Source organism: Rhizobium sp. J15 (assembly GCF_002531825.1).
Lineage (GTDB): Bacteria > Pseudomonadota > Alphaproteobacteria > Rhizobiales > Rhizobiaceae > Rhizobium.
In genome coordinates, this window is sequence record NZ_NWSX01000001.1 from 254,642 (window position 1) to 275,829 (window position 21,188).

Below are 21,188 nucleotides of genomic sequence, written 5' to 3' on the forward strand. Positions count from 1 at the left end.
CGCCTCCTCGGCCCCTATTGTTGCCGCAAATCCCGAATCGTGTCATTTTCGATACGCTTTTTGACGCTAAGTTGACAGAAAAGCGCATCGAAAAGGATTGGGTGTTTTGGACAACATTAGCGTATCGACGACGGATGTGCGGATCGAGCGGCATGCGAAGCAGCTTTCGCGGCAATTGAAGCTCCTCCGCGACAAGCTGTTTCCGCCGCTTTCGCAGAAGACGCTGCGCACTTTCTCTTCCGGCGAGGCTGCTCAGATGATCGGCGTGTCCGACGGCTACCTTCGTCAGCTCTCGCTGGATGGCAAGGGGCCGCAGCCGGAACTGTCGTCGAACGGTCGACGCTCCTATACGCTCGGCCAGATCAATGAGTTGCGCCATTATATGGCAAAACTGAAGCCGAAGGATGCGCTGTCCTACCTTCCATGGCGGCGCCCCGGTGAGAAGCTGCAGACCGTGGCCGTCACCAATTTCAAGGGCGGGTCGGCCAAGACGACGAGCACGCTCTATCTGGCGCAATATTTGGCGCTGGAAGGATATCGGGTGCTGGCGATCGACCTCGATCCGCAGGCTTCGCTCTCCTCGATGCTGGGCGTGCAGCCTGAATTCGATCTCTCCGACGGCGATACGCTCTATGGCGCCATTCGCTACGATGAGGCGCGCAAGCCGCTGAAGGACATCGTTCGCAAGACCTATTTCGACGGGCTCGATCTGGTGCCGGGCAATCTCGAACTGATGGAGTTCGAACACGAGACGCCGCGGGCCCTGAATGACCGCCAGAAGCCGGCCGAGCTGTTTTTCCGCCGCGTTGGCGTCGCTATTGCCGAGGTCGAGGCCGATTATGATGTGGTAGTGATCGATTGCCCGCCGCAGCTCGGCTACCTCACCCTTGGCGCCGTCTGTGCGGCAACATCGCTGCTCATCACCATCCATCCGCAGATGGTTGATGTCGCCTCCATGTCGCAATTCCTGCTGATGACCTCGGATCTGCTGTCGGTCGTGCGCAGGGCCGGCGGCGATTTGCAGCATGATTTCATCAAATATATCGTCACCCGGCACGAGCCCTTCGACGCGCCGCAGTCGCAGATCGTTGCGCTTCTTCGCAGTCTCTTCGGCGACGACGTTTTGACGGCGACGATCCTCAAATCCACGGCGATCGCCGATGCCGGCCTGACGAAACAGACGCTTTACGAAATCGAGAAGGGGCAGGTACGGCGCTCGACATATGACCGGGCGCTGGAATCGGTCAACGCCGCCAACGGCGAGGTTCTCGCCGGCATTCACAAAGCCTGGGGCCGCACATGAGCAGACGCGATCGCCTGAAAGGTCTTTTCGACGATACGGCGCAGGAGTTGGCCGCGGCCAACTATGAGGAGCCTTCCGCGCGCGGATCCGCCGGCCCGGTTCGGACGATGGCGCTGACGCTTGGCCGTATGGAAGAAGAGAGCAGGGCGATGCAGGAAGCCTTGCTTTCCGGCGAGCGCATCGTCGAACTGGATCCCGATCTGATCGATTCCTCCTTCGTCCGCGACCGCCTTGCCGATCAGCCGCTCGATATCGAGGACGAGCTGGTGCAGTCGATTGCCGAGAACGGACAGGAAGTGCCGGTTCTCGTTCGCCGCCATCCCGATGATGAGAGCCGCTACCAAATTGCCTACGGCCATCGCCGCCTGCAGGCCGTCAAGCTGCTCGGGCGCAGGGTGCAGGCGATCGTCCGCAAGCTCGACGATACCGATGTCGTCATCGCCCAGGGTATCGAGAATTCGGCGCGCCGGAACCTTTCCTATATCGAGCGCGCGGTCTTTGCCCTCAATCTCGAACTCAAGGGTTTCGAGCGTCCCGTCATCATGAAGGCGCTGTCGACCGATAAGACGGAGCTTTCGAAGCTGATATCGGTCGCAAAAGCCATCCCGGCCGACATCGTCAGGTCGGTTGGAGCGGCGCCTAGCATAGGGCGCCGCAAATGGATGGCGCTGGCCCAGGACTGGAACGGCGGAACGGCAGCGCGGCTTGCGAAACTCATCGCTTCGGAACGCTTCATTGCGGAAGACAGCGATCGCCGTTTCGAGCTTTTGGTCGCCGAACTCGCCAAGAAGGAATCAAAGCCGGAAGCCAAAGAATATGACTGGAAGCCGAAGAGCGGTGGCAAGATTGCCGGCCGGATCAAGAGCGCCGGCAATTCCTTCACGATTGCGTTGAAGACCGGCGATGCGCCGGATTTCGGCGCTTACATTTCACGCCGTCTCGATGAGCTTTACGAAGCCTATCGGGCCGGCAAGTTGCAAGCAGGAGAGTAGGCCGCAAAAGAAAAAAGCCTCCGAACGTTGCCGTCGCGGAAGCCTTTCTCATATCTGGACAATCTGAGAATCGCACTTCCTCGAATCACTGTCAAGCATCTTCGGCATCCTTTTGGGTGGTAAGATTTCTTTTGCCTTGAAAAAAGGTGAGGGACATGGAGCCTCAATATGTATCGACGCCCTTTGGGCGGCGATCGATGACGCTTGGCATGCTGGCAAGCCAGGAAAGCGCCAGCAAGGTCGATCCGGATGCATCGGTCGACAAGTGGAAGATTTTTCGCGCGCTCTGCGAAGCGAAGGACATGGTCGGCGTATCCGATCGTGCGCTTGCCGTTCTCAACGCGCTGTTGACCTTCTATCCGAAGAACGAGATTGCCGAGGCCAACGGCTTCGTCGTCTTTCCGTCGAACGAGCAGCTTTCGCTGCGCACGCACGGCATGGCCGGCACGACGCTGCGGCGGAACCTGGCGCTGCTGGTAGAGGCCGGCCTGATCATCCGGCGCGATAGCCCGAACGGTAAACGTTTTGCCCGTCGCAACGGCGAGGGCGGGCTTGGAGAGGCCTTCGGCTTCAGCCTGGCGCCGCTTCTTGCACGCGCCGGCGAGATCGAAGCGCAGGCGGCTCAGGTGATGGCCGACAGGCTCGAATGGAAGCGCCTGAGGGAGCGTCTGACGCTCTGCCGGCGTGACATAGCCAAACTCATCGAGATCGCACTGGAAGAGCAAATCGCGGGCGAATGGATCGAGATGCAGGAGCATTTCAATCTGCTTTCGGCCAGCCTGCCGCGCCGCCCGTCGGCTGCGGAGATGAAAAGCCTCCTGGCAGATCTCGAAGCATTCCGCGAGATGATCATCAAGACGCTGGAATCGAAGACGAAAACAGAAAAAACAGACGCCAATGATAGCCAAAATGGTCGGCACATACATAATTCAAACCCACACCCCATATCTGAACTTGAACCAAGCTTCGAAACGAAGCAGGGAGCAAAGCCGGAGGAAGAACCGCGGCCGTGGCGCGAACCGCCGAAATCTTTCCCTCTTGCCATGGTGCTACAGGCCTGCCCCGAAATCATCGCGTATGGCCCGGGCGGTGGAATCGGCAGCTGGCGGGACCTCATGGCCTCGGCCGTCATCGTCCGTTCCACCCTCGGCGTCAGCCCCAGCGCCTATCAGCAGGCCTGTGATGTCATGGGGCCGGAAAATGCCGCCACGGTGATCGCCTGCATCCTGGAAAGGGGCGGACATATCAATTCGGCCGGCGGTTACTTGCGAGACCTCACGCGGCGGGCGGAGCGCGGCGAATTCTCGCTCGGGCCGATGCTGATGGCGCTGATGCGGGCAAATGGGCCGGCGACGAGGAAAACCGGATGAGCGGGCATGAAAAAGCTTCGCACCAGCCGCGGCTGTTAAACGAGGACGGCCCGCCGACCAGCCATCTCGAGGGTTTCCTTCCCTCTGCACTTCGGTTGAAAAACACCATCACTCATGTCATAGATGACGGAACAAAACGTCTGTTTTGCTTCCATTTGTGAAAAACCGTAAAGGTTAACAATGCGCTACGACATCGATGGAGCAATGCTGCAAACCCTGCTTCCAGCCATCGCCGCTGCCGAGGATGCGATGGCGCGGCTCGACGAACGAGTGCTGCGTTCCCCAGTGGGCGAGGGATTTGCCGAGCGCAGCCACTTTTTTGATGCAGCGGGCGCGCTCTGGGTCGCCGGAGAACTCGTGCATGTCGAGGATCTCGTTCTGCACGATGCGCATATGGATAGCCGCGCTCCGAGCCACGAGCTGACGATCGCTCATTCCGTACTGCGGACGCGTCGCCGCATCTGGACCGGCGAACCCTCCTGGGCGCTCGGCGCCTCAGGCCTTGCGACGCTGACCGCAACGCTCGGGGAAGGGGAGGGGAGCGCACAAGAGACGAAGCGTTCCGAAGCTGTCGCCGAGACCGGCGAAGAGGGCGAGGATGAGGACGGACCGCTTGCTGCCGAACTGGCGGAGATCGACGCGCTTCTCGCGCGCTCGCAGAAGCTCATCGATATCCATACAGGCAAGGCGCCGCCGAGCGAGCAGGCTGCGGTTCCCGCGACGAAGCGAAACGAAGATCCGCTCGGTTTGCTCGGTGACGATGAGTGGGACGAGGAGCAGCGGCTTGCGGAGTGGCGCAGCGTGCTGCCGCTTGCCGAAGCTTTGCCCCCGGTTCTAGGCGCCGTCATTCTTTTCGAAGCATGGGAGAGGATCGAGCCGCTGCGGCGGCAGCATTGGCTCGGCGGCCTTCTGGTCGCAAGCCACCTGCGTGCCCGCGGTAAGGTCACCTCACATCTCTTTTCCTTCTTCGGAGGGCTGAAGCTCGTGCGCCATGAGCGTCGCCGGGCGCGCGACCGGGGAACGCGGCTGCAGGCTTTTCTGGAGGCGATGCATCTGGGTGCTACGGCTGGCCTCAAGGAAATCGACCGCTTGTCGTTGGCGCGCACGCAGATGGAGCTGCGGTTTCGCGGCCGCCGTTCGAATAGCAGCCTGCCGGAGCTTGCCGATTTCATCCTGTCGCGGCCGATGGTTTCGGCGGCAATGATCGCCCGCCAGCTGCGCATCACGCCGCGCGGCGCGCTGAACCTCGTCAACGAGATCGGCATCCGTGAAATCACCGGCCGGGGCCGTTATCGCGCCTGGGGCATCATCTGAAATGAAAACGGCCGGGCGTAAACCCGGCCGTCTCCTTTTAGGGTGAGCACCCGATCTACCATCCTGTCACAGACCGCAGACCGGGCGCTCTTGCGCTTCCATTGCCCCCAGAAGCGCGGTCCTATTCCCGCTCGCCCGTGAAGTTGAGCAGAAGCTGGAAGATATTGACGAAGTTCAGGTAGAGCGAGAGCGCGCCGAAGACGGCGAGCTTCTGGTTCGATTCCTGATCGTAGTTTTCCGAATACTGTTCCTTGATGTTCTGGGTGTCGTAGGCGGTGAGACCGACGAAGACGACGATGCCGATCACCGAGATTGCGAACTGCAGCGCGCTCGACCCCAGGAAGATGTTGACGATGGCGGCGATGATGATGCCGAAGAGGCCCATCATCAGGAACGAGCCCATCTTCGAGAGATCACGCTTCGTCGTGTAGCCGTAGAGGCTGATGGAGCCGAACATCGCAGCGGTGATGAAGAAGGTCTGCGCGATGCTCGTCTTGGTGAAGACCAGGAAGACGGAGGCAAGCGACAGGCCCATCACGGCGCAGAAGGCCCAGAAGGTGAGCTGCGCTGTGCTGGCTGACATCGTCTGGATGCGGAACGAGAAGAAGAAGACGAAGGCGAGCGGCGCCAGCATCACCACCCACTTCAGCTGCGAGCCAAAGAGTGGCACATAGAGCGCCGGGGTCGAGCCGACGATGAAGGCGACGATACCCGTGATGACGAGGCCGAGGCCCATATAGTTGTAGACGCGCAGCATATGCTGGCGCAGGCCTTCGTCGAAGATGGCCTGCGAGCCGGCACCAGCGCCGTAGCCGTAGCGGGAATTGATCGGGTCCATACTGATCTCCTCGGTTTGAACTAATAGAGCGAGCGGGCGAGCCGTTCGGCTGCCTGATCGAGATTGACGCCGCCATCGTCGGCGATGAGCGCATAGGCGACCTCGCCGATCTGCCAATAGGCGGCTTCCGTTTTTTCGAGTGCCACATGGCTGACCGGCTGGACCTCGAAAGCGCCCGGCCGAACGGCGAAAAGCGAAAGCCGCTTTCCATTCGTTTCCTCGATCGACATTTCGACACTTGGACCGAATGCCGAGGGGAAGATCTGCACATCGGCGACCTTCCAGTCCTTCGGCAATTCCGGCATGATGATCGCCGTGGCGGCGCGAATGTCATCGGCATTGTAGGTGGTCGGCGCCTGCGACGGGATCTTCTCGCGCAGGGCCGCGGTCTGATAGGCGCGAACGGCATCCTCGACATAGGCAGGTGCGGGAACGGAAGCCGCAACCTCGGTCGCCGAGAAGGCGCCGAAGGAATTGTGTGCCACCCAGCCGGCGGCGATCAACACACCGACGGCGGCGATGCGCTGCATGGTATGGAAGATGCGGCCATAGGAAAGGCCACGTTCCAGCCGGCGAGCGGCGTCGCGGGTTTCGGCGCGGCCAAAGGCGCTTTCGCCGGCCAGAGCCAGACGCAGCTCGCCCTTCATGCTGAGGTCGGCCATGACCTTGGCGGCAATCTCCGGATGCTCCGAAAGATAGGATTCCACCTGAATGCGGCGGGCGACATCGAGCTCGCCGTCCACATAGGCGTCGAAATCGGCGTCGATGATCGGATCAACTGTCTTCATTGCCGTTCCCTCCGATTAATCTCAGATGCGAAACGCGGGGCGTCTTCTCCTCGAATTCGCGCAGCTGCGCGCGGGCGCGGGAGATCCGGGACATCAGGGTGCCGACCGGAATGCCGAGCGCAGCGGCGGCTTCCTGATAGGAGAGATCCTCGATCGCCACGAGGTGCAGGGCCTCGCGCTGTTCCTCCGGCAGGTCGAAAAACGCCTCGCGCACCTGTTGCAGGCGCACGGCATGTTCCTGCCCCGCCGGCAGAGACTGCTCAGCTTCGGCAGCCGCCTCGTCATGGCGGCGCGTTAGCGACCGGTTCCGGCGAAGACGGTCGATATGGGCGTTATGCAGGATGGAAAGGAGCCAGGTGCGCAGGTTGCCGCCGCTGCGGAAACTCTTGCGCTTCTCGTAGGCGCGCACCAGCGCATCGTGCACCAGATCCTCCGCCTCGTCCGAGCTGCGCACCAGCGAGCGAGCATAGCGCCTGAGCGCTGCAAGCTGTCCGATGACGTCGAAGGGGCGTTCTTTCCGTTCCATGATTGAGTATACGCAAGTGCGGGGGATTTTATTCCCAGCGGGCCAAAAAAATCATGCGGGTCGCGCGCAAACTCTTCAAATATTCCCTGTCCCTCGGACGCGCACCGTAATCGGCGATTGTTTATGACAAATACATGACAGATCATCAGCACGCTGATTTGAAGGGGAAAACAATAAATGAAGGAAAAGAAGCGGGTCTACGAGGCTCTCGTGGACGGCGCGATGGAAGGGCTGACGGATCAGGCGCTCTATGATTTCGTCAAGGCGCGTTGCCCGAAGGCCTCCAGCAAGAAGATCGTCCGGGCTTCGCTTCTCGCCTTGACAGATCCTCATCTCAAGGACCGCAATATTCTCGACGTGATCTATGCGCTCGCGATCAAGCATCGGCTGGATGAAGGCGTGCTGGATGACGGCGAAGACGAGGAGGCCGAAGAGCCGGTGCGCTCTTACCGGGCGGCCAATCAGAACACGCGCCAGCTGTCCTAAAGCGCGTCGCGATCTTTCAGATTCGCTCCTTGCGCTTTAGGTTTTTGTTTTTGCGCATGTCGTTATCGCAGAACCGCAGCACACTTTTGCGCGACATGCTCTAAAAGATCAGCCGCCGTCCGAAAGCTCTTCGAGGATCGGGCAGTCCGGCCGGTCATTGCCATGGCAGGCATGCACGAGGTGCTCCAGCGTATGCCGCAGCTCCGTCAGCTCCCGGATCTTCCGGTCGATCTCGGCAAGCTTGATCTCGGCGATCTCCTTGACATCGGCGCTCGCCCGACCCCTGTCTTCGTAAAGCGCCAGCAATTGCCGGCATTCCTCGACGGAAAAGCCGAGGCCGCGCGAGCGCTGGAGGAAGCGCAGCTTGTGGACGTCGGCCGCGTCATAGTCGCGGTAGCCGTTTCCGCCCCTTTCGGGGCGGATGAGGCCGATATCCTCGTAGTAGCGGATGGTCTTCGAAGGCAGGCCCGAGCGTTCCGATGCTTCGCCGATATTCATCGCCGTCTCCTATAGTTTTGCAAAGCGCAGCCTCAGGGCATTCGATATCACCGAGACGGACGAGAGGCTCATCGCCGCCGCCGCGATCATCGGCGAAAGCAGCAGACCGAAGACCGGGTAAAGCACGCCGGCTGCGACCGGCACGCCGAGCGCGTTATAGCCGAAGGCAAACCCCAGATTCTGGCGGATGTTGCGCATCGTCGCCTCCGCCAGCCGTCGTGCCCTGACGATGCCGGTCAGATCGCCTTTCACCAATGTAATGCCTGCACTTTCCATCGCAACATCGGCGCCGGTGCCCATGGCGATGCCGACATCGGCTGCGGCAAGTGCGGGCGCATCATTGATGCCGTCGCCGGCCATGGCGATGACGGCGCCTTTGGCGCGCAACTCGTCGATCAGAGCCTTCTTGCCTTCCGGCAGCACGTCGGCTCGCACCTCGTCGATGCCGAGGCTTACCGCCACCGCGCGTGCGGTGCGCTCGTTATCGCCCGTTGCCATGATGATCTTCAGCCCGCTTTCGTGCAGCGCCTTGATGGCAGCTGAAGTCGTCGGCTTGATCCGGTCGGCAACGGCGACGAGACCGGCAAGCGCGCCGTCGATCGCCACGAACATGACGGTCTTGCCGTCACCGCGCAGGGCTTCGGTCTTCTCGGAAAGCGGCACCGGATCGATGCCGAGATCGGCAAGCATCGCCGCATTGCCGAGCACCACCGTCGCGCCGCCGGCAAGACCTTGGACACCTTTGCCGGTCTTGGCTTCGAAGCCGCTCACCTCGACGAAGGCGACACCGCGTTCCCCCGCGCCGGAAACGATCGCTTCGGCGAGCGGATGTTCGGAGCCGCGCTCCAGGCTCGCCGCAAGCGACAGCAGCCGGCTTTCCTCGATGCCGCTAGAGGCGACCACATCGGTCAATCTCGGCTTGCCCTCGGTCAGGGTGCCGGTCTTGTCGACGATCAGCGTGTCGACCTTGGAGAAGCGCTCCAGCGCTTCGGCGTCCTTGATCAGTACGCCTTCCCCAGCGCCGCGTCCGGTGGCGATCATGATAGACATCGGCGTCGCAAGGCCGAGCGCGCAGGGGCAGGCAATGATCAGAACCGCGACAGCGGCAAGCAGCGCATTTGCCAGGCTCGGCTCCGGGCCGATCGCGGCCCAGGCAAGGAAGGCAAGGATGGCGACGGCGACCACCGCCGGCACGAAGAAGGCGGATACGCGGTCGACCGCACCCTGGATCGGCGCACGCGAGCGCTGCGCCTTGGCGACCATGTCGACGATGCGCGACAGCATCGTGTCTGCGCCGACCTTCTCGGCCGTCATGATAAGGGCGCCGTTCTTGTTGATCGTGCCGCCGGTCAGCGCATCGCCCTTCGATTTTTCGACCGGCAGGGGTTCGCCAGATATCATCGATTCATCGACAGTCGACTGGCCCTCCAGAACGGAGCCGTCCACCGGCACCCGTTCGCCGGGGCGCACGCGCAGCCGGTCGCCGGTCTGGATCTCGTCCACCGGCACGTCGTTTTCGCTGCCGTCGGCATAGATGCGCCGCGCCGTCTTCGGCGCAAGATCGAGCAGGGCGCGGATTGCCGAGCCGGTGCGCTCGCGCGCCTTCAATTCCAGCACCTGGCCGACGAAGACGAGCGCGACGATGACGGCTGCCGCTTCGAAGTAAACCGGGACGGCGGCGCCATGGCCACGGAAGCTCATGGGGAAGATATCGGGGGCAAGTGCTGCGACGACGCTATAGACATAGGCGGTGCCGACGCCGAGACCGATCAGCGTCCACATATTGGGGCTGCGATTGACGAGAGATGCCCAGGCGCGGCGGAAGAAGGGCAGGGCCGCCCAGAGCACCACGGGGCTCGCCAGCAGGAGCTCGATATAGGTCGCAAGCGGCTCGCCGATCGCGTCGCGAAGCGGCAGGCCGAGCATCGGCCCCATGCCGAGCGCGAGCAACGGCACGGCGAGGACTGCGCTCACCCACAGCCGCCGGCTGAAATCGACAAGCTCCGGGTTAGGGCCTTCGTCGGCGGGGGGAACGCCCATCGGTTCCAGCGCCATGCCGCATTTCGGGCAGTCGCCGGGACGGTCGCTGACGACCTCGGGATGCATCGGGCAAGTATAGAGCGTGCCCTCCGGCGCCGGCTTTGCCGTAGGGCGCTTGCCGTCGCGATAGGCCGAGGGGGCGGCCTCGAACTTCGCCTGGCAGCCGGCCGAGCAGAAGTAGAACTTCTCGCCTTCGAATTTCAGGAAATGTTTCGCCGTCGAGCGGTCGACGTTCATGCCGCAGACGGGATCTTTCGCGGTCAAGTAATCCTGCGGCATGGCCGCAAACTTCGTCCGGCAGCTCTCAGAGCAGAAATGATAGGTGCGGCCCGCATGGTCGAACGATGGCTTGCCGGCCTTCGGATCGACCGTCATGCCGCAGACGGGATCGCGGGTCACCGCGTTGGCCGCGCTCTCCCGTGGATCATGGCCGCAATGGCAGTGATCGCCACCGTGCGCGTGGTTGTGATGGTGATCGTGTTCGTGCTTGGTATCCATGACTATCTCCTGTGCCCCAGGGGCAGCTGGATAGGCTTATCCACCTTCCAGCAACTGGAAGGTCAAGCACTAATTTGGAGAGTCGAATTTTTTAATCGTATGGGGAGGTCCGACGCTCAGATCGGGCTGATCAGCCCGACCGGCTGGCTTCCGAGCAAGGCGGCAACCGAGATGCTGCCTCCCGGTTCGCTCGTCTTTCCCGTTACCAGATCCGCCTTCAATCCGTGAAGAGGGGAGGGGATGGCGATCGCCGTATCCTCCCAGAATTCCGGACCGGCGAAGAGCACGCCGGGATCGAGCCAGCCGAACATCAGCCGCGGCGCCACGGTGATTGCGAACTCGCTGTTGTGTACCCGGGCGAAAGCGAGGAGATGGTCGCGCCGGCTGCCGGTCGCTTTCAGCGGCAGGTAATCGCCTTTTGCGAAAAGCGCGGGATGGCGCTGGCGCAGCTGCAGGCCGATGCTGACGAGGCGCTGCTTCAATGCCGCCGCCTGCAGCTTGGCGATCGGTCCCGCTTCGTCAAGCCAGGCCATCAGCCGTTCATGCTCGGCCGGCCGGCGGTTGTCGGGATCGACGAGGCTGAAATCGAAACCCTCCGCGCCCTGGTAGATATCGGGAATGCCGGGAGCGGTCAGCTTGAGGAGTGTCTGCGACAGGCTGTTGAGATAACCTGCGGCGATGAAGGGCTGCAGCACTCTTTCGAAATCCTCGAGAAAGGCGTCATTTTCGGGCGACACCAACGCCGCCGCATAACTGGTGACGGCTTCCTCATAAACGTTATCCTGTTCCAGCCAGCCACTGCGCAGTTTCGCTTCGCGCACCGCCTTTCTCGCATAATCGGTAAAGCGCTCGCGAAGCTCTTCCGTCTGCCCTCTGTCGAAATCCTCCGGCCAGACGCCGGCCAGCGCCTGATAGAGCATCCATTCGACATTCGGCTCCGGAGCCGCGCCGTCCGGCAGATCCTTGAGCCAGGACCGGTTCAATTCACGCCAGCGTGCTACTGCCTGCACGAAAACATCCGCACCTTCGCTCAGCGTGTAGAGCCTTGCACGCCCATCCTCGCCGCGTTTGGTGTCATGGGTGGCGCTTGCCGAGAGGCCAAGCGGCTGCAGCCGCGCGCGTTCGGCCATCCGGCGATGGAAACCCTCGGGACCTTCAGGCGTCCTGCCCGGTTCGCCGCCCACCTCGTTGGCGCCAAGCAGCCTGTTGTAGCGATAAAAGAGCGTATCTTCCGTCGCCTTTGCCATGACAGGCCCGCTCAGCTGCTGGAAACGGATGCGGAACTCGTGGGCCGCATCGCCTTCAACCTTGCCTTCGAGAAGCATCAGCACTTGGTCGAGCGCCCGTCGATCATCGAGCTGTGCGGTGGCCTGCGATGCGGTCGCGGCCAGCACTGCGGAATCCTGCCAGGAGAGCGGGCCGCCGTCGCCATAGGTGCGGTAGACCGGAAAGGCGATCAGCAGTTCCCGCAATGCGCCGGCGATCTCGTCTCTTTTTTCCTCGGGAAAGATGCCGGCGGCAATCGACACCAGTCTGTCGGTCTCGCCTACGAAATTGCGTTCCACCATTAGCCGCTTGGCGATCCGCCGGCTCCCTTCGAGATCGCCGGCTTCGCCGGCGATGCTGCGATAGGCATCGTCCAATATGCACAGTCCGCCGCCATCGATGAAGAGGTCACTGATCGCGGCAATGAACTCATATCCCGTGGTGCCGGCGACCGGCCAGCTCTCCGGCAGAATCTCACTTGCCCCGAGGATCTTTTCCACCACGATATAAATGTCCGGCCCAGCCGCCGTCCGCAGCCGGTCGAGATAGGCTTTCGGCCCTGCCAGCCCATCGACATGGTCGATGCGCAGACCCTGCACCTTGCCCTGGCGCACCAGTTCGAGCACCAGCCGATGCATGTCCTCGAACACCGGCGGATTTTCGACGCGCGTGCCGACCAGCCCGGTCACCTCGAAAAAACGGCGATAGCTCAGATGCCGGGCCGCCTCTTTCCAGTAGGTCAGCCGCCAACGCTGCGCTTCATGCAGGCTTCTGAGAAAATCGCGATCGGCGGAGATGTCGTCGAGCTTCTGCCGCAGGACCGCCCGGTCGCCGCCTTCGAACAGGATGTCGCGCATCGCGCGGTGGAAATCCTCGCCTGACGTGACGGCGGCGGCCTCCGCCATTCTCGTCGCAACCGGATCGTCGAGCCGGTTGGCAAGCGCCCCGTAGCTGCCGGGGTTCAGCGGCAGGAGTGTTTCGAAATAGGCAAAGGCGAAACTGCCGTGGGTTTCATCGAGCGCCACGCGCAGTTCGCCGGCGTCGAGCGCGCGATCGAAATCCTGGCCGAGCTGCGGCAGGGTCAGCGGCTCGCTCCAGTCGATGTCGAAGTGACCGGCATAGGCGCTCTGCCGGCCGAATGCCAGGACGTCGCGCCACCAGGCATTTTCCGGCGAGGCGGCCATATGGTTCGGGACGATGTCGAGGATCAGCCCCATGCCTGCCGAAGCCAGGCTTTCCGTCAGCCGGTCGAATCCTGCGCGGCCGCCGAGAGACGGGTCGATCTCGTTGGTGTCGGTAACGTCATAGCCGTGGGGAGAGCCGGTGACGGCGGTAAAGATCGGTGAGGCGTAGAGATGGCTGATGCCGAGCGTCTTCAGATAGGGAACGAGGCCGCAGGCGCGATCGAAGGTCATGCCGTTGCGGAATTGTATCCGGTAGGTCGCTGTCGGAAGTGTCATGAGGCCGTCTGACGTTGGAGGGAGACCCTCTCCAACGGTTGTGTCCGGGCTTTGGTTCCATTACAGCGCCGCGCGTCTCATCAGACGCGCAAAGGACGTAACACTTTGATGGGTTAGTCGATGAAAACGCCGACACTTGCGGCGCGGCCGGCCGAATCGATGACGGTGAGTTTCGAATAGCCGCCGCCGTCCGGCAGCCATTGCTGTGTGCGCCGGCGCGAGAGATCCGGCAGCGGCTTGCCATTGGCAAGCCAGCGGAAGGGCGCGCGGCCGCCCTGCAGCTTCAGCTGAAGCGGCGACAGGTCGCCGCCTTTCGCGCCGAGATCGATATGCGCGCCCTCGGGCGGATAGACGATCTGAGGCGCGGCCTCGCGGCCGGAGGCGACGAGCAGGCCGCTGGCGTTGAGCGCGAAACGCCGCTGGCTGATCGGCAGCTCGGATTGGGCGATGCGCACGGCACCGGCGGGCGGACGCGGCAGCGGCGTCGTCGCGATGTCTGACTTGGCGAAGCCCTCGAAGAGAATCGGCGCTGCGGTGCCATAGCCGGTCAGGCCCGGCACGGCGCCGTTATCGGGCCGTCCGACCCAGACGCCGAGCACATAGCGCCCGTCATAGCCGACCGACCAGGCGTCGCGGTAGCCGTAGCTCGTGCCGGTCTTGTAGGCGACGCCGCGCTGGGCCGCGCCGGCGGGAGGAATGACGCCGGAGAGGATATCGGCGACGTTCCATACTGCAACCGGCTCCAGCATCGGCTCGCCGTCGATCTTGCCGGGTACGCCGGTGATCCCGTCCCCGAGCCTTGCCGGCTGGCCGCGATTGGCGAGAGCCGTGTAGAGCTGCACCAGATCCTTCAGCGTGATGCCGACGCCGCCGAGGCCGATCGCAAGCCCCGGCGTCTCATTCGGCGGCAAAGCCGGGCGCACCTCGGCGCGACGGAAACGTACCAGCAGCCGCGATGGCCCGACGGCGTCGAGCAGCTTGACGGCCGGCACGTTCAGCGAAAGCTGCAGTGCCTCGCGCACCGTGACGTCGCCCTGATAGCTCATATCGAAATTGCGCGGCCGATAGCCGAAGAAATCGGCGGGCCGGTCCTCGATGATCGTCTCCTGGGAGACGAGACCCTGCTCGAAAGCGAGGCCGTAGATGAAGGGCTTCAGTGTCGAGCCCGGCGAACGGTTGACGCGCGTCATGTCGATCCAGCCGGAGCGGCTGGTGTCGAAATAATCGGCCGAGCCGACCTCGCCGACGATCTCACCCGTCTGAGCATCCGCCATCACCATGGCAAGCGACAGCTTCGGCCCGAGCTTCATGGCCGCTGCCCGCGCGACCGACTCCAGGCCCTGCTGCACCTGTTTCTTCAATGTCGTCTGGTGTTTGAGGACCGCAGGCTGCTTGCGAACGGCCGTCTCGGCGAGGTGGGCGGCGAGCGCCGGCAATTGCATGCGCCGCGACGGAATGGCGACCCCCTCGGCCCGCTCCGCCTCGCCATCGCCGACGGCCTCGGCCACCGCAACGCGGTCGAGCACCCGCCGGCGCGCTTCCTCCGCCGCCTTGAGATTGCGGTCCGGCCGGCGCCGTTCCGGCAATTGCGGCAGGGCGACGAGCAGCGCTGCCTCGGCGACCGTCAGGCGGCGCGGCTCCTTGCCGAAATAGGCAAGGCTTGCGGCGCGCACGCCTTCGAGATTGCCGCCATAGGGTGCGTGGGTGAGATAGAGGTCGAGGATCTGTTCCTTGGTCAGCCGCCGCTCGATCTGCACCGCCCGCGCAAGCTGCAGCAGCTTTGCCGAGAGCGTCCGTTCCGGGCGCGGCTCGATCAGCCGCGCCACCTGCATCGAAAGCGTCGAGGCGCCGGAGACGATGCGGCCATTGCTGACGAATTGCAGGCTCGCGCGCCCGAGCGCCCAAGGGTCGACGCCGCCGTGGCTGTAGAAGCGCTGGTCTTCATAGGCGATCAGCATGCGCAGGAATTGCGGATCGACGTCAGATGCCGACGTCTTCAGCCGCCAGCGGCCCTCCGACGTCGCAAAGGCGCGCAGCAACTGGCCGTCGGCATCCAGCACCTCGGCTGAGACCACATCCGCCTTCTCCAGCGGCGGCGGAAAGGCCCGGTCGGCGGCGTCGAGCGCAAGCAGACCCGCGCCGGCGAGAACGACGCCGGCGGCGGATCCGATCGCAAACTTGCGCCACAGCCCCATTATTGTGCTGCCATGACCTCCATCTTGCCGGTCGCCGTGCGGGCCGAAAGCTCGGGCCTGTACATGTCCTCGACGGTTGCCGCCGGATGATCGTAGGTGCCGGGTGTGACGGCGCGCACGACATAGGCGACATTGAACTCGCGATCGTCGCCCGAGGCGCGGTTGAAGGCGGCGACGAAGCGATCATAGCGGAATTCGGTATGGGCGGCGGAGATCTCGCCGATCCAGTCGAAATTCGTCATCTGGGCGCTGTCGACGAGGTTCGGATTGTCGATCTCGAAGCCGGCGGGCAGAAGATCGGTGATGACGATGCGCGAGGGCCAGTCGTTGGTCTCCCGCACATGGATGACGACGACATAGCGCTCGTTCTGCTTCGCTTCGCTGACATTCGCCTGTTCGCCGTCGAGCGTGTAGTAGCTGCGCTCGATGGTGAAGCCGTCGCCGCCGGCCGGCAGCGGCACGGTCGGGGCGGCAACGGTGGTGACGACAGCCGAAACCGCGTCGTTGGTCTGGTTGGTCAGCGTCAGCGGATGGCCGGCCAGTGCATCGCCGGTCATGCGCGCCATGTAGGCGCCGGTGTGTGCCGCGCCGTTGACGTCGATTTTCAGCCCGTCATCGCCGCCCTGGATGGCGCGCGCGGCAAGCAGCATCCAGGTCTCTTCCTGGGTGCTCTTATATTTGCTGCGCCCCCATTCCTTGGCCACGGCCTTGGAGAGCTCCGGGATGACCGGCGGTACCGGCCGGCTTTCGGCCGCCAGCGCCAGGATCGCGGCGCCGTCGCGCAGGATCGTGCCGTAGTCGGTGCGCGAGAGGTTGACGCGCGACACCATCGATTGCTCCGACATCTGCAGCGCATCGAGGAAGATGTTCTTCGAACGCTGCGCATCGCCGTAAAGCGCCAGTGCGGCGGCGATATGCGCCTTGGCGAGCGGCGTCGGGAAGTCGTTGATCATCGTATCGGCATAGTAGCGCAGATCGCTGATCGCGGCCTTCTTGTTGCGGGCCAGGACGTAGACGGCATAGGCGATCTGATCGCCCTGTCCCTTGATGTCGGTGGTGTAGGACAGCACGTTCTGCAGGTTTTCCAGCGCCTGCACGAAAGCTCTTTCCGGCACGTCGTATTTCTGCTCGCGGGCCCGCGTCAGGAAATCGGTAACGTAGGAATCGAGCCAGACATCGCCCGAGTCAGGACCCCAGAGGCCGAAGCTGCCGGCGGATGCCTGATAGGAAAGCACGCGGTAGATCGCATCCTGCACGCGCTGGCGCACGTCGTCATCGTTTTCGATGCCGGCCTGCTTCGCCACTTCGGCAAGGTAGAGCAGCGGCAGCGCGCGGCTGGTGGTCTGCTCGGCGCAGCCGAAGGGATAGCGGTCGAGCGTCATCAGCAGTGCGGGGATATCGAAAGCGGCCGAACGCGTGACGTTGACGCTGATCGAGGCGCCGGGCAGCACGCTGTCGGCCAAGAGGTTCTTGTCGACAGTGAGCTTCGCCCCGGGCTTGAGCGCCAGCACCCTGCGCTGGGTGATCGGCAAGGAGGCCGGGCGCACCGGCACATCGACCGTCTGGTCGAGCGAAAGGCCGGAAGCGTCGGAAAGGTTGATCGAGACGCTGCCGGCGCCCGGCTGCTTGCCGACAAGCGACAGCGTCAGCTCGGATTTGGCGCCGGCCTCGAGGCGGATCGTCTGCGAGGCGGAAGCCTGTTCGATGCCGACCGCGTCGTTGCCGGTCAGCTGCAGCGTGTAGTCGCCGGCCGGGGCATCGGTGTTGGCGATGTCGAGACGCAGATTGGCCTTGTCGCCGGGGGTGAGAAATTTCGGCAGGCTCGCGGTGACCACGACCGGATCGCGGATAATGACATCCTTGACGCCGTGGCCGACGCCGCTCTTCGACCAGGCGACCGCCATGACGCGCGCCGTGCCGTTGAATTGCGGAATGTCGAAGGAGACATTGGCCTTGCCTTCGGCGTCGAGCTTTACCGGACCGGAGAAGAACGCGACGAGCTTCTGTGTCGGCGGGCTTGACTGCAGCGCCACGGCGCCGCCGTCGCCACCGGTCCTGAGCTTGCCGGTTACACCAAGCGAGCCGTCGATCAGGCGGCCGTAGAGGTCACGGATTTCAAGGCCGAGCTGCCGCTGGCCGAAATACCAGTCCTCAGGGTTCGGCGGCTCGTAGCGCGTCAGGTTGAGAATGCCGACATCGACGGCGGCAACCGTCACATAGGCATCCTCGTTGGCACCGGCCCCCGTCACTTGCAAGCCGATATTCAACGGGCCGCGCGGCAGCATCTTTTCCGGCGTGTCGAGCGCCACCTGCAGCGCCCGCTGCTCGGGATCGACCTTCAGCCATTTGATGCCGATCGAGCGCATCGGCATATGGCTGTCCTGCGCATCGCCGGGGCGGAAGAGTGTCGCGGTCACATAGGCGCCGGCACCCCAATCAGCCGTGACGGGGATATCGACCTCGCCGCCGGTCTCGCCGATCGTGGCGCTCTGCACGGCGACCAGCTTTTCGGTTCCGGCCGTCACCATCAGCTCGCCGCCATAGCGCGAGGTAACTTTCAGTTTGGCCGTCTCGCCGACCTTATAGCTGTCCTTATCGAGGGCGATTTCCAGCCCGTCGGGTGTTTCGGTGGAAGTCGAGGCCACGAACCAGCCGGCCTCGAATTCGACGCTGGAGGTGGGGCCGTCGGCATCCGGGCTTTCGACTTCGAGGCGGTAGCGGCCCCAGGTCACCGGCACGGAGATCTTGCCGCCGTCCATCGTCGCGTCGACGCTGCCGTTGGAGATCTGCTCGGCGGTGTAGACCGGCTCGTATTTCCATGCCGTGCCCTCGCGATACCACTGGTATTCGCGGTTGAGGCTGTAGAACTTCCAGCGCAGGCCCTTCGTCTCCTGCTTCCCACCGTCGGCATCGACGCCGATCACCGTGAAATTGGCGATCGAATTCTCCGGCAGATCGTCGGAAAATTCCGGCTTGATGCCGATCGATGCGCCCTGGTTCTTCACCGGGATGACGAGAGAGCGCTCGATTGCGCGCCCGCCCGCTTCCTGCATGCGCATATAGACCGTGGCGTTGAGCAGCTGCGTCGTCGCCGGCAGGTCGCTGATGGTGAGGTCGGTCGAGGCTTCGCCGTTCTCGTCGAGTTCAGGCAGTCCGTCGATCGGCAGGCGCGAATCTTCGCTTGCCTCCTCGTCGGCAAGCCCGAAGAGGAAGCCCTTATAGGCAGCGCTCTCACGCGTCGGCTTGACGACGACGTCGCCCTCGAGCGTCAGTCCCGCGGCCGGAGCGCCGTAGAGATACTTGCCCGAGATGGTGATCGTCGCCGGCGTATCCGGACCGATTTCCTTGGCTTCGGTCTTGATTTCCATCTCGGTGCGATCCGGCACGAAATCGTCGACCAGGAAGCTCTTGGTGGCGATAGCCGTACCCTTGGGGTCGGTATAGACATTCATCGTCCAGGTGCCGCGCATGGCGTTTTCCTGGGTCGGAAAATCGATGGAATAACCGCCGAGATTGCTGGTCTGGCTGACGATCCGCCGGTCTTCGACGCCATCGGGACGGCTGAAGATGAAGGTGAGCGGCAGGTTCTCGATAGCGTTGCCGTCGGTATCGCGGGCAAGCGCCTGCGCATGCACGGTCTCGCCGGCGCGGTAGATGCCGCGTTCGGTAAAGGTCAGCACGTCGATCGCGCCGGGGGCGGCACGGCCCGTCACGCCGCGGTCGGAGAGGTCGAAGCCGGCGCGCGTCATGTCGAGGAAGACATAGTCGGATGTGCCGTTCTTGGCGGCGATGACGGCCGGCGTGAGCGCCGCCGTGCCGCGGATCAGGCCGGCGGTGAAGGTGGCGCGGCCGTTTTCGTCTGTCGTCGCGGTGCCGAGCACCTCATTGTTCTTGGCGAGCAGCTGCAGCTCGACGCCCGCGATCGGCTTTGCCGAGGCGAGCGAGCGGGTGAAGACGTTGAGCCCATCCGTGCCGGCATAGGTGGTGATGCCGATATCGGAGACGAGGAACCATTGCGTCGCCTGCGAATCCCACTCCTGGGACGGGCCGGTTCCTGCTGTGGCGGTCATTACGTAGATGCCGGGCTTGCGCTCCGGCAGCGCCTCGTCGACCGGGAAACTGGTGACGACGTCCTTGTTGAGCTCATTGGCGATCTCGATCGATCCCTGCCAGACAAGCTCGCCGCTCTGGTCCTGGATGTTCTGGGCGCTGTAGCCGTCGAGCTGGCTCAGGAACTGGGAGTTTGTCAGCAGCGGCGCGATGCCGCGATCGCCGATGCGGTAGAGCTTGAGATTGGCCGACGCCAGGTTGACCGAGACGATCGGGATGCCGCGGCGCGCCGTCGAGGGCAGCACGAAGCTGTCACCGGTGAAGCGCACCATCTGGGTGCGGTCCTTGATGTAGACGTCGATGCTGACGGGCGCGTCGAGAACCTCGTCGACTGAAGACGGCAGGCCGGTACGGAAGGCGATCTTGTAGGTCTCGCCATGCGTCAGGCCTTCGACGCAGATCTGCTTGCCCTTGGTTTCGACCGCCTTCGGCGCGGCGCCGTTCAGCGTCACGAAGGGCGTGTAGTCGGTGGTCTTGACGAGCGCTTCGGAGAAGGTGACGCAGGCGCGCGGCGTGGCGCTGTCGGCGTCGACCGTATGTTCGGTGATGCGGAATCCCTGCGTCGATTTCAGCTGCAGATAGGCCGCCTGCACGTCCTTGGCGCCGACCAGCGCCAAGCTTGCCTTGTAGGCGTCGAGCGCCGGGCGATAATTGCCGTTGCGTTCCAGCGCATTGGCAAGCACGGCGAGCGCCTCGGCCCGCTTGGCCGTCGTGCGCGTCAGCTCGTAGCCGTTCAGTGCGTCGAGCACGGCCTGGCCCGTGATGCTGCTCTCCGTGCTTCCGAAGGAAATTGCGGCGCGGGCGGTCTCGAGCCAGAGATCGGCGTCATCGGGCGTGATCGACAGTGCGCCATGGAAGGCGATCAGCGCGTCGGTCAGGTTGTTGGCGGTCATGTCGAGGCGGGCATTGGCCGTCAGGCTGTCCACCCCCTGGCCCTGCTGGCCGTCGGTCAGGGCAAGATTGTCCTTGAAGTCGTGGGCCTGCTGGATGAGCTCGCTCGTCAGGAAGGTCAGGCGCGGCGCAGCCCCGATATCCGGCTCCTTCTGTGCCGCCGTTTCGACGATCTTGCCGGCGATGGCGCCGGGGAAGGCGTTCATCGTCTTGAAATCGGACTTCAGGAAGCACCACTTCACCTTGGGATTGTAGGTGAAGGCCTTGCAGCTCTTGTCGCCGATGCAGGAGGTCTTGCACTGGTCGAGCGAAACATTCTGCTCGGTGCGCAGATCGAAGCCGAAGAAATCGGCATCCTTGATCGTCTGAATGTCGCGCTTGGTTTCCGCCGCGGCCGCGGGAAAGCTGATGGCAATCGTGGAAAAGGCGATAGCAGCGAAAGCGAAAAACGAGCGCACGGACATAGATTCCCCCCAAGGATACAGGCGATGCTGGCTCTGATCGGCGGCACTCTCCTCACTCCTCACGAGATTGTCAACTCAACTTGAACGATGTTTCACCTTCGCACAGGCGCTTTCGTTCAACCGTCATATCGGTGGCGTGATTTGCAGCT

Annotated in this window: 14 protein-coding genes; 6 read left to right on the top strand and 8 right to left on the bottom strand. The window is 63.3% G+C overall.

Translation table 11 applies throughout. From position 1 onward, the window contains the following. The first annotated feature begins 106 nt into the window (after positions 1–106). The 5 genes from repA (at position 107) to CO670_RS01195 (ending at position 4,979) form a co-directional block, all read left to right on the top strand. The gene (gene repA / locus CO670_RS01180; protein WP_097588590.1) at positions 107–1,303 is read left to right on the top strand and encodes a plasmid partitioning protein RepA; all 1,197 of its coding nucleotides are present in this window, start codon (positions 107–109) and stop codon (positions 1,301–1,303) included. Next, positions 1,300–2,295, top strand: a complete 996-nt coding sequence (repB, locus tag CO670_RS01185) for a plasmid partitioning protein RepB (protein ID WP_097588591.1) — start codon at positions 1,300–1,302, stop codon at positions 2,293–2,295. Before repA ends, repB begins: the two co-directional genes overlap by 4 nt. 155 nt (positions 2,296–2,450) lie before the next feature. Beyond that, positions 2,451–3,665 carry a plasmid replication protein RepC gene (gene repC, locus CO670_RS01190; protein ID WP_097588592.1) on the top strand — a complete coding sequence of 405 codons (1,215 nt, stop codon included), beginning with the start codon at positions 2,451–2,453 and terminating at the stop codon, positions 3,663–3,665. Continuing rightward, complete coding sequence (locus tag CO670_RS32835) at positions 3,662–3,826, top strand: hypothetical protein (RefSeq protein ID WP_176538848.1); 165 nt, start codon at positions 3,662–3,664, stop codon at positions 3,824–3,826. The genes repC and CO670_RS32835 overlap by 4 nt, the downstream gene beginning before the upstream one ends. A gap of 19 nt (positions 3,827–3,845) precedes the next feature. Continuing rightward, positions 3,846–4,979 carry an RHE_PE00001 family protein gene (locus CO670_RS01195; RefSeq protein WP_097588593.1) on the top strand — a complete coding sequence of 378 codons (1,134 nt, stop codon included), beginning with the start codon at positions 3,846–3,848 and terminating at the stop codon, positions 4,977–4,979. A gap of 121 nt (positions 4,980–5,100) precedes the next feature. Here CO670_RS01195 and CO670_RS01200 read toward each other — a convergent pair whose 3' ends face one another. From CO670_RS01200 to CO670_RS01210, 3 genes are read right to left on the bottom strand one after another with little or no spacing between them, the layout of a single operon-like run. After that, a complete protein-coding gene (locus CO670_RS01200) occupies positions 5,101–5,817 on the bottom strand; it encodes a Bax inhibitor-1/YccA family protein (protein ID WP_097588594.1) in 717 nt (238 codons plus the stop codon). Positions 5,818–5,837: 20 nt separating this feature from the next. Continuing rightward, the gene (locus tag CO670_RS01205; protein ID WP_097588595.1) at positions 5,838–6,605 is read right to left on the bottom strand and encodes an anti-sigma factor; all 768 of its coding nucleotides are present in this window, start codon (positions 6,603–6,605) and stop codon (positions 5,838–5,840) included. Further along, entirely contained in the window at positions 6,592–7,131 is a 540-nt protein-coding gene (locus CO670_RS01210; protein ID WP_097588596.1) for a sigma-70 family RNA polymerase sigma factor, read from the bottom strand. The genes CO670_RS01205 and CO670_RS01210 overlap by 14 nt, the downstream gene beginning before the upstream one ends. Positions 7,132–7,308: 177 nt before the next feature. Between CO670_RS01210 and CO670_RS01215 the strand changes: the two genes are divergently transcribed. Continuing rightward, positions 7,309–7,617 carry a hypothetical protein gene (locus tag CO670_RS01215; protein ID WP_097588597.1) on the top strand — a complete coding sequence of 103 codons (309 nt, stop codon included), beginning with the start codon at positions 7,309–7,311 and terminating at the stop codon, positions 7,615–7,617. Between the two features lie 108 nt (positions 7,618–7,725). On the opposite strand, the gene cueR is transcribed toward CO670_RS01215, so the two are convergent. The 5 genes from cueR to CO670_RS01240 form a co-directional block, all read right to left on the bottom strand. Then, entirely contained in the window at positions 7,726–8,115 is a 390-nt protein-coding gene (gene cueR, locus CO670_RS01220; RefSeq protein ID WP_097588598.1) for a Cu(I)-responsive transcriptional regulator, read from the bottom strand. 9 nt (positions 8,116–8,124) lie between these two features. Then, positions 8,125–10,653 carry a heavy metal translocating P-type ATPase gene (locus tag CO670_RS01225; RefSeq protein ID WP_097588599.1) on the bottom strand — a complete coding sequence of 843 codons (2,529 nt, stop codon included), beginning with the start codon at positions 10,651–10,653 and terminating at the stop codon, positions 8,125–8,127. 116 nt (positions 10,654–10,769) lie between these two features. Further along, the gene (treY, locus tag CO670_RS01230; protein ID WP_097588600.1) at positions 10,770–13,379 is read right to left on the bottom strand and encodes a malto-oligosyltrehalose synthase; all 2,610 of its coding nucleotides are present in this window, start codon (positions 13,377–13,379) and stop codon (positions 10,770–10,772) included. A 113-nt stretch (positions 13,380–13,492) separates the two neighbouring features. Beyond that, a complete protein-coding gene (pbpC, locus tag CO670_RS01235) occupies positions 13,493–15,574 on the bottom strand; it encodes a penicillin-binding protein 1C (RefSeq protein WP_097588601.1) in 2,082 nt (693 codons plus the stop codon). Then, entirely contained in the window at positions 15,574–21,039 is a 5,466-nt protein-coding gene (locus tag CO670_RS01240) for an alpha-2-macroglobulin family protein (protein ID WP_097588602.1), read from the bottom strand. Before CO670_RS01240 ends, pbpC begins: the two co-directional genes overlap by 1 nt. Positions 21,040–21,188: the final 149 nt, after the last annotated feature.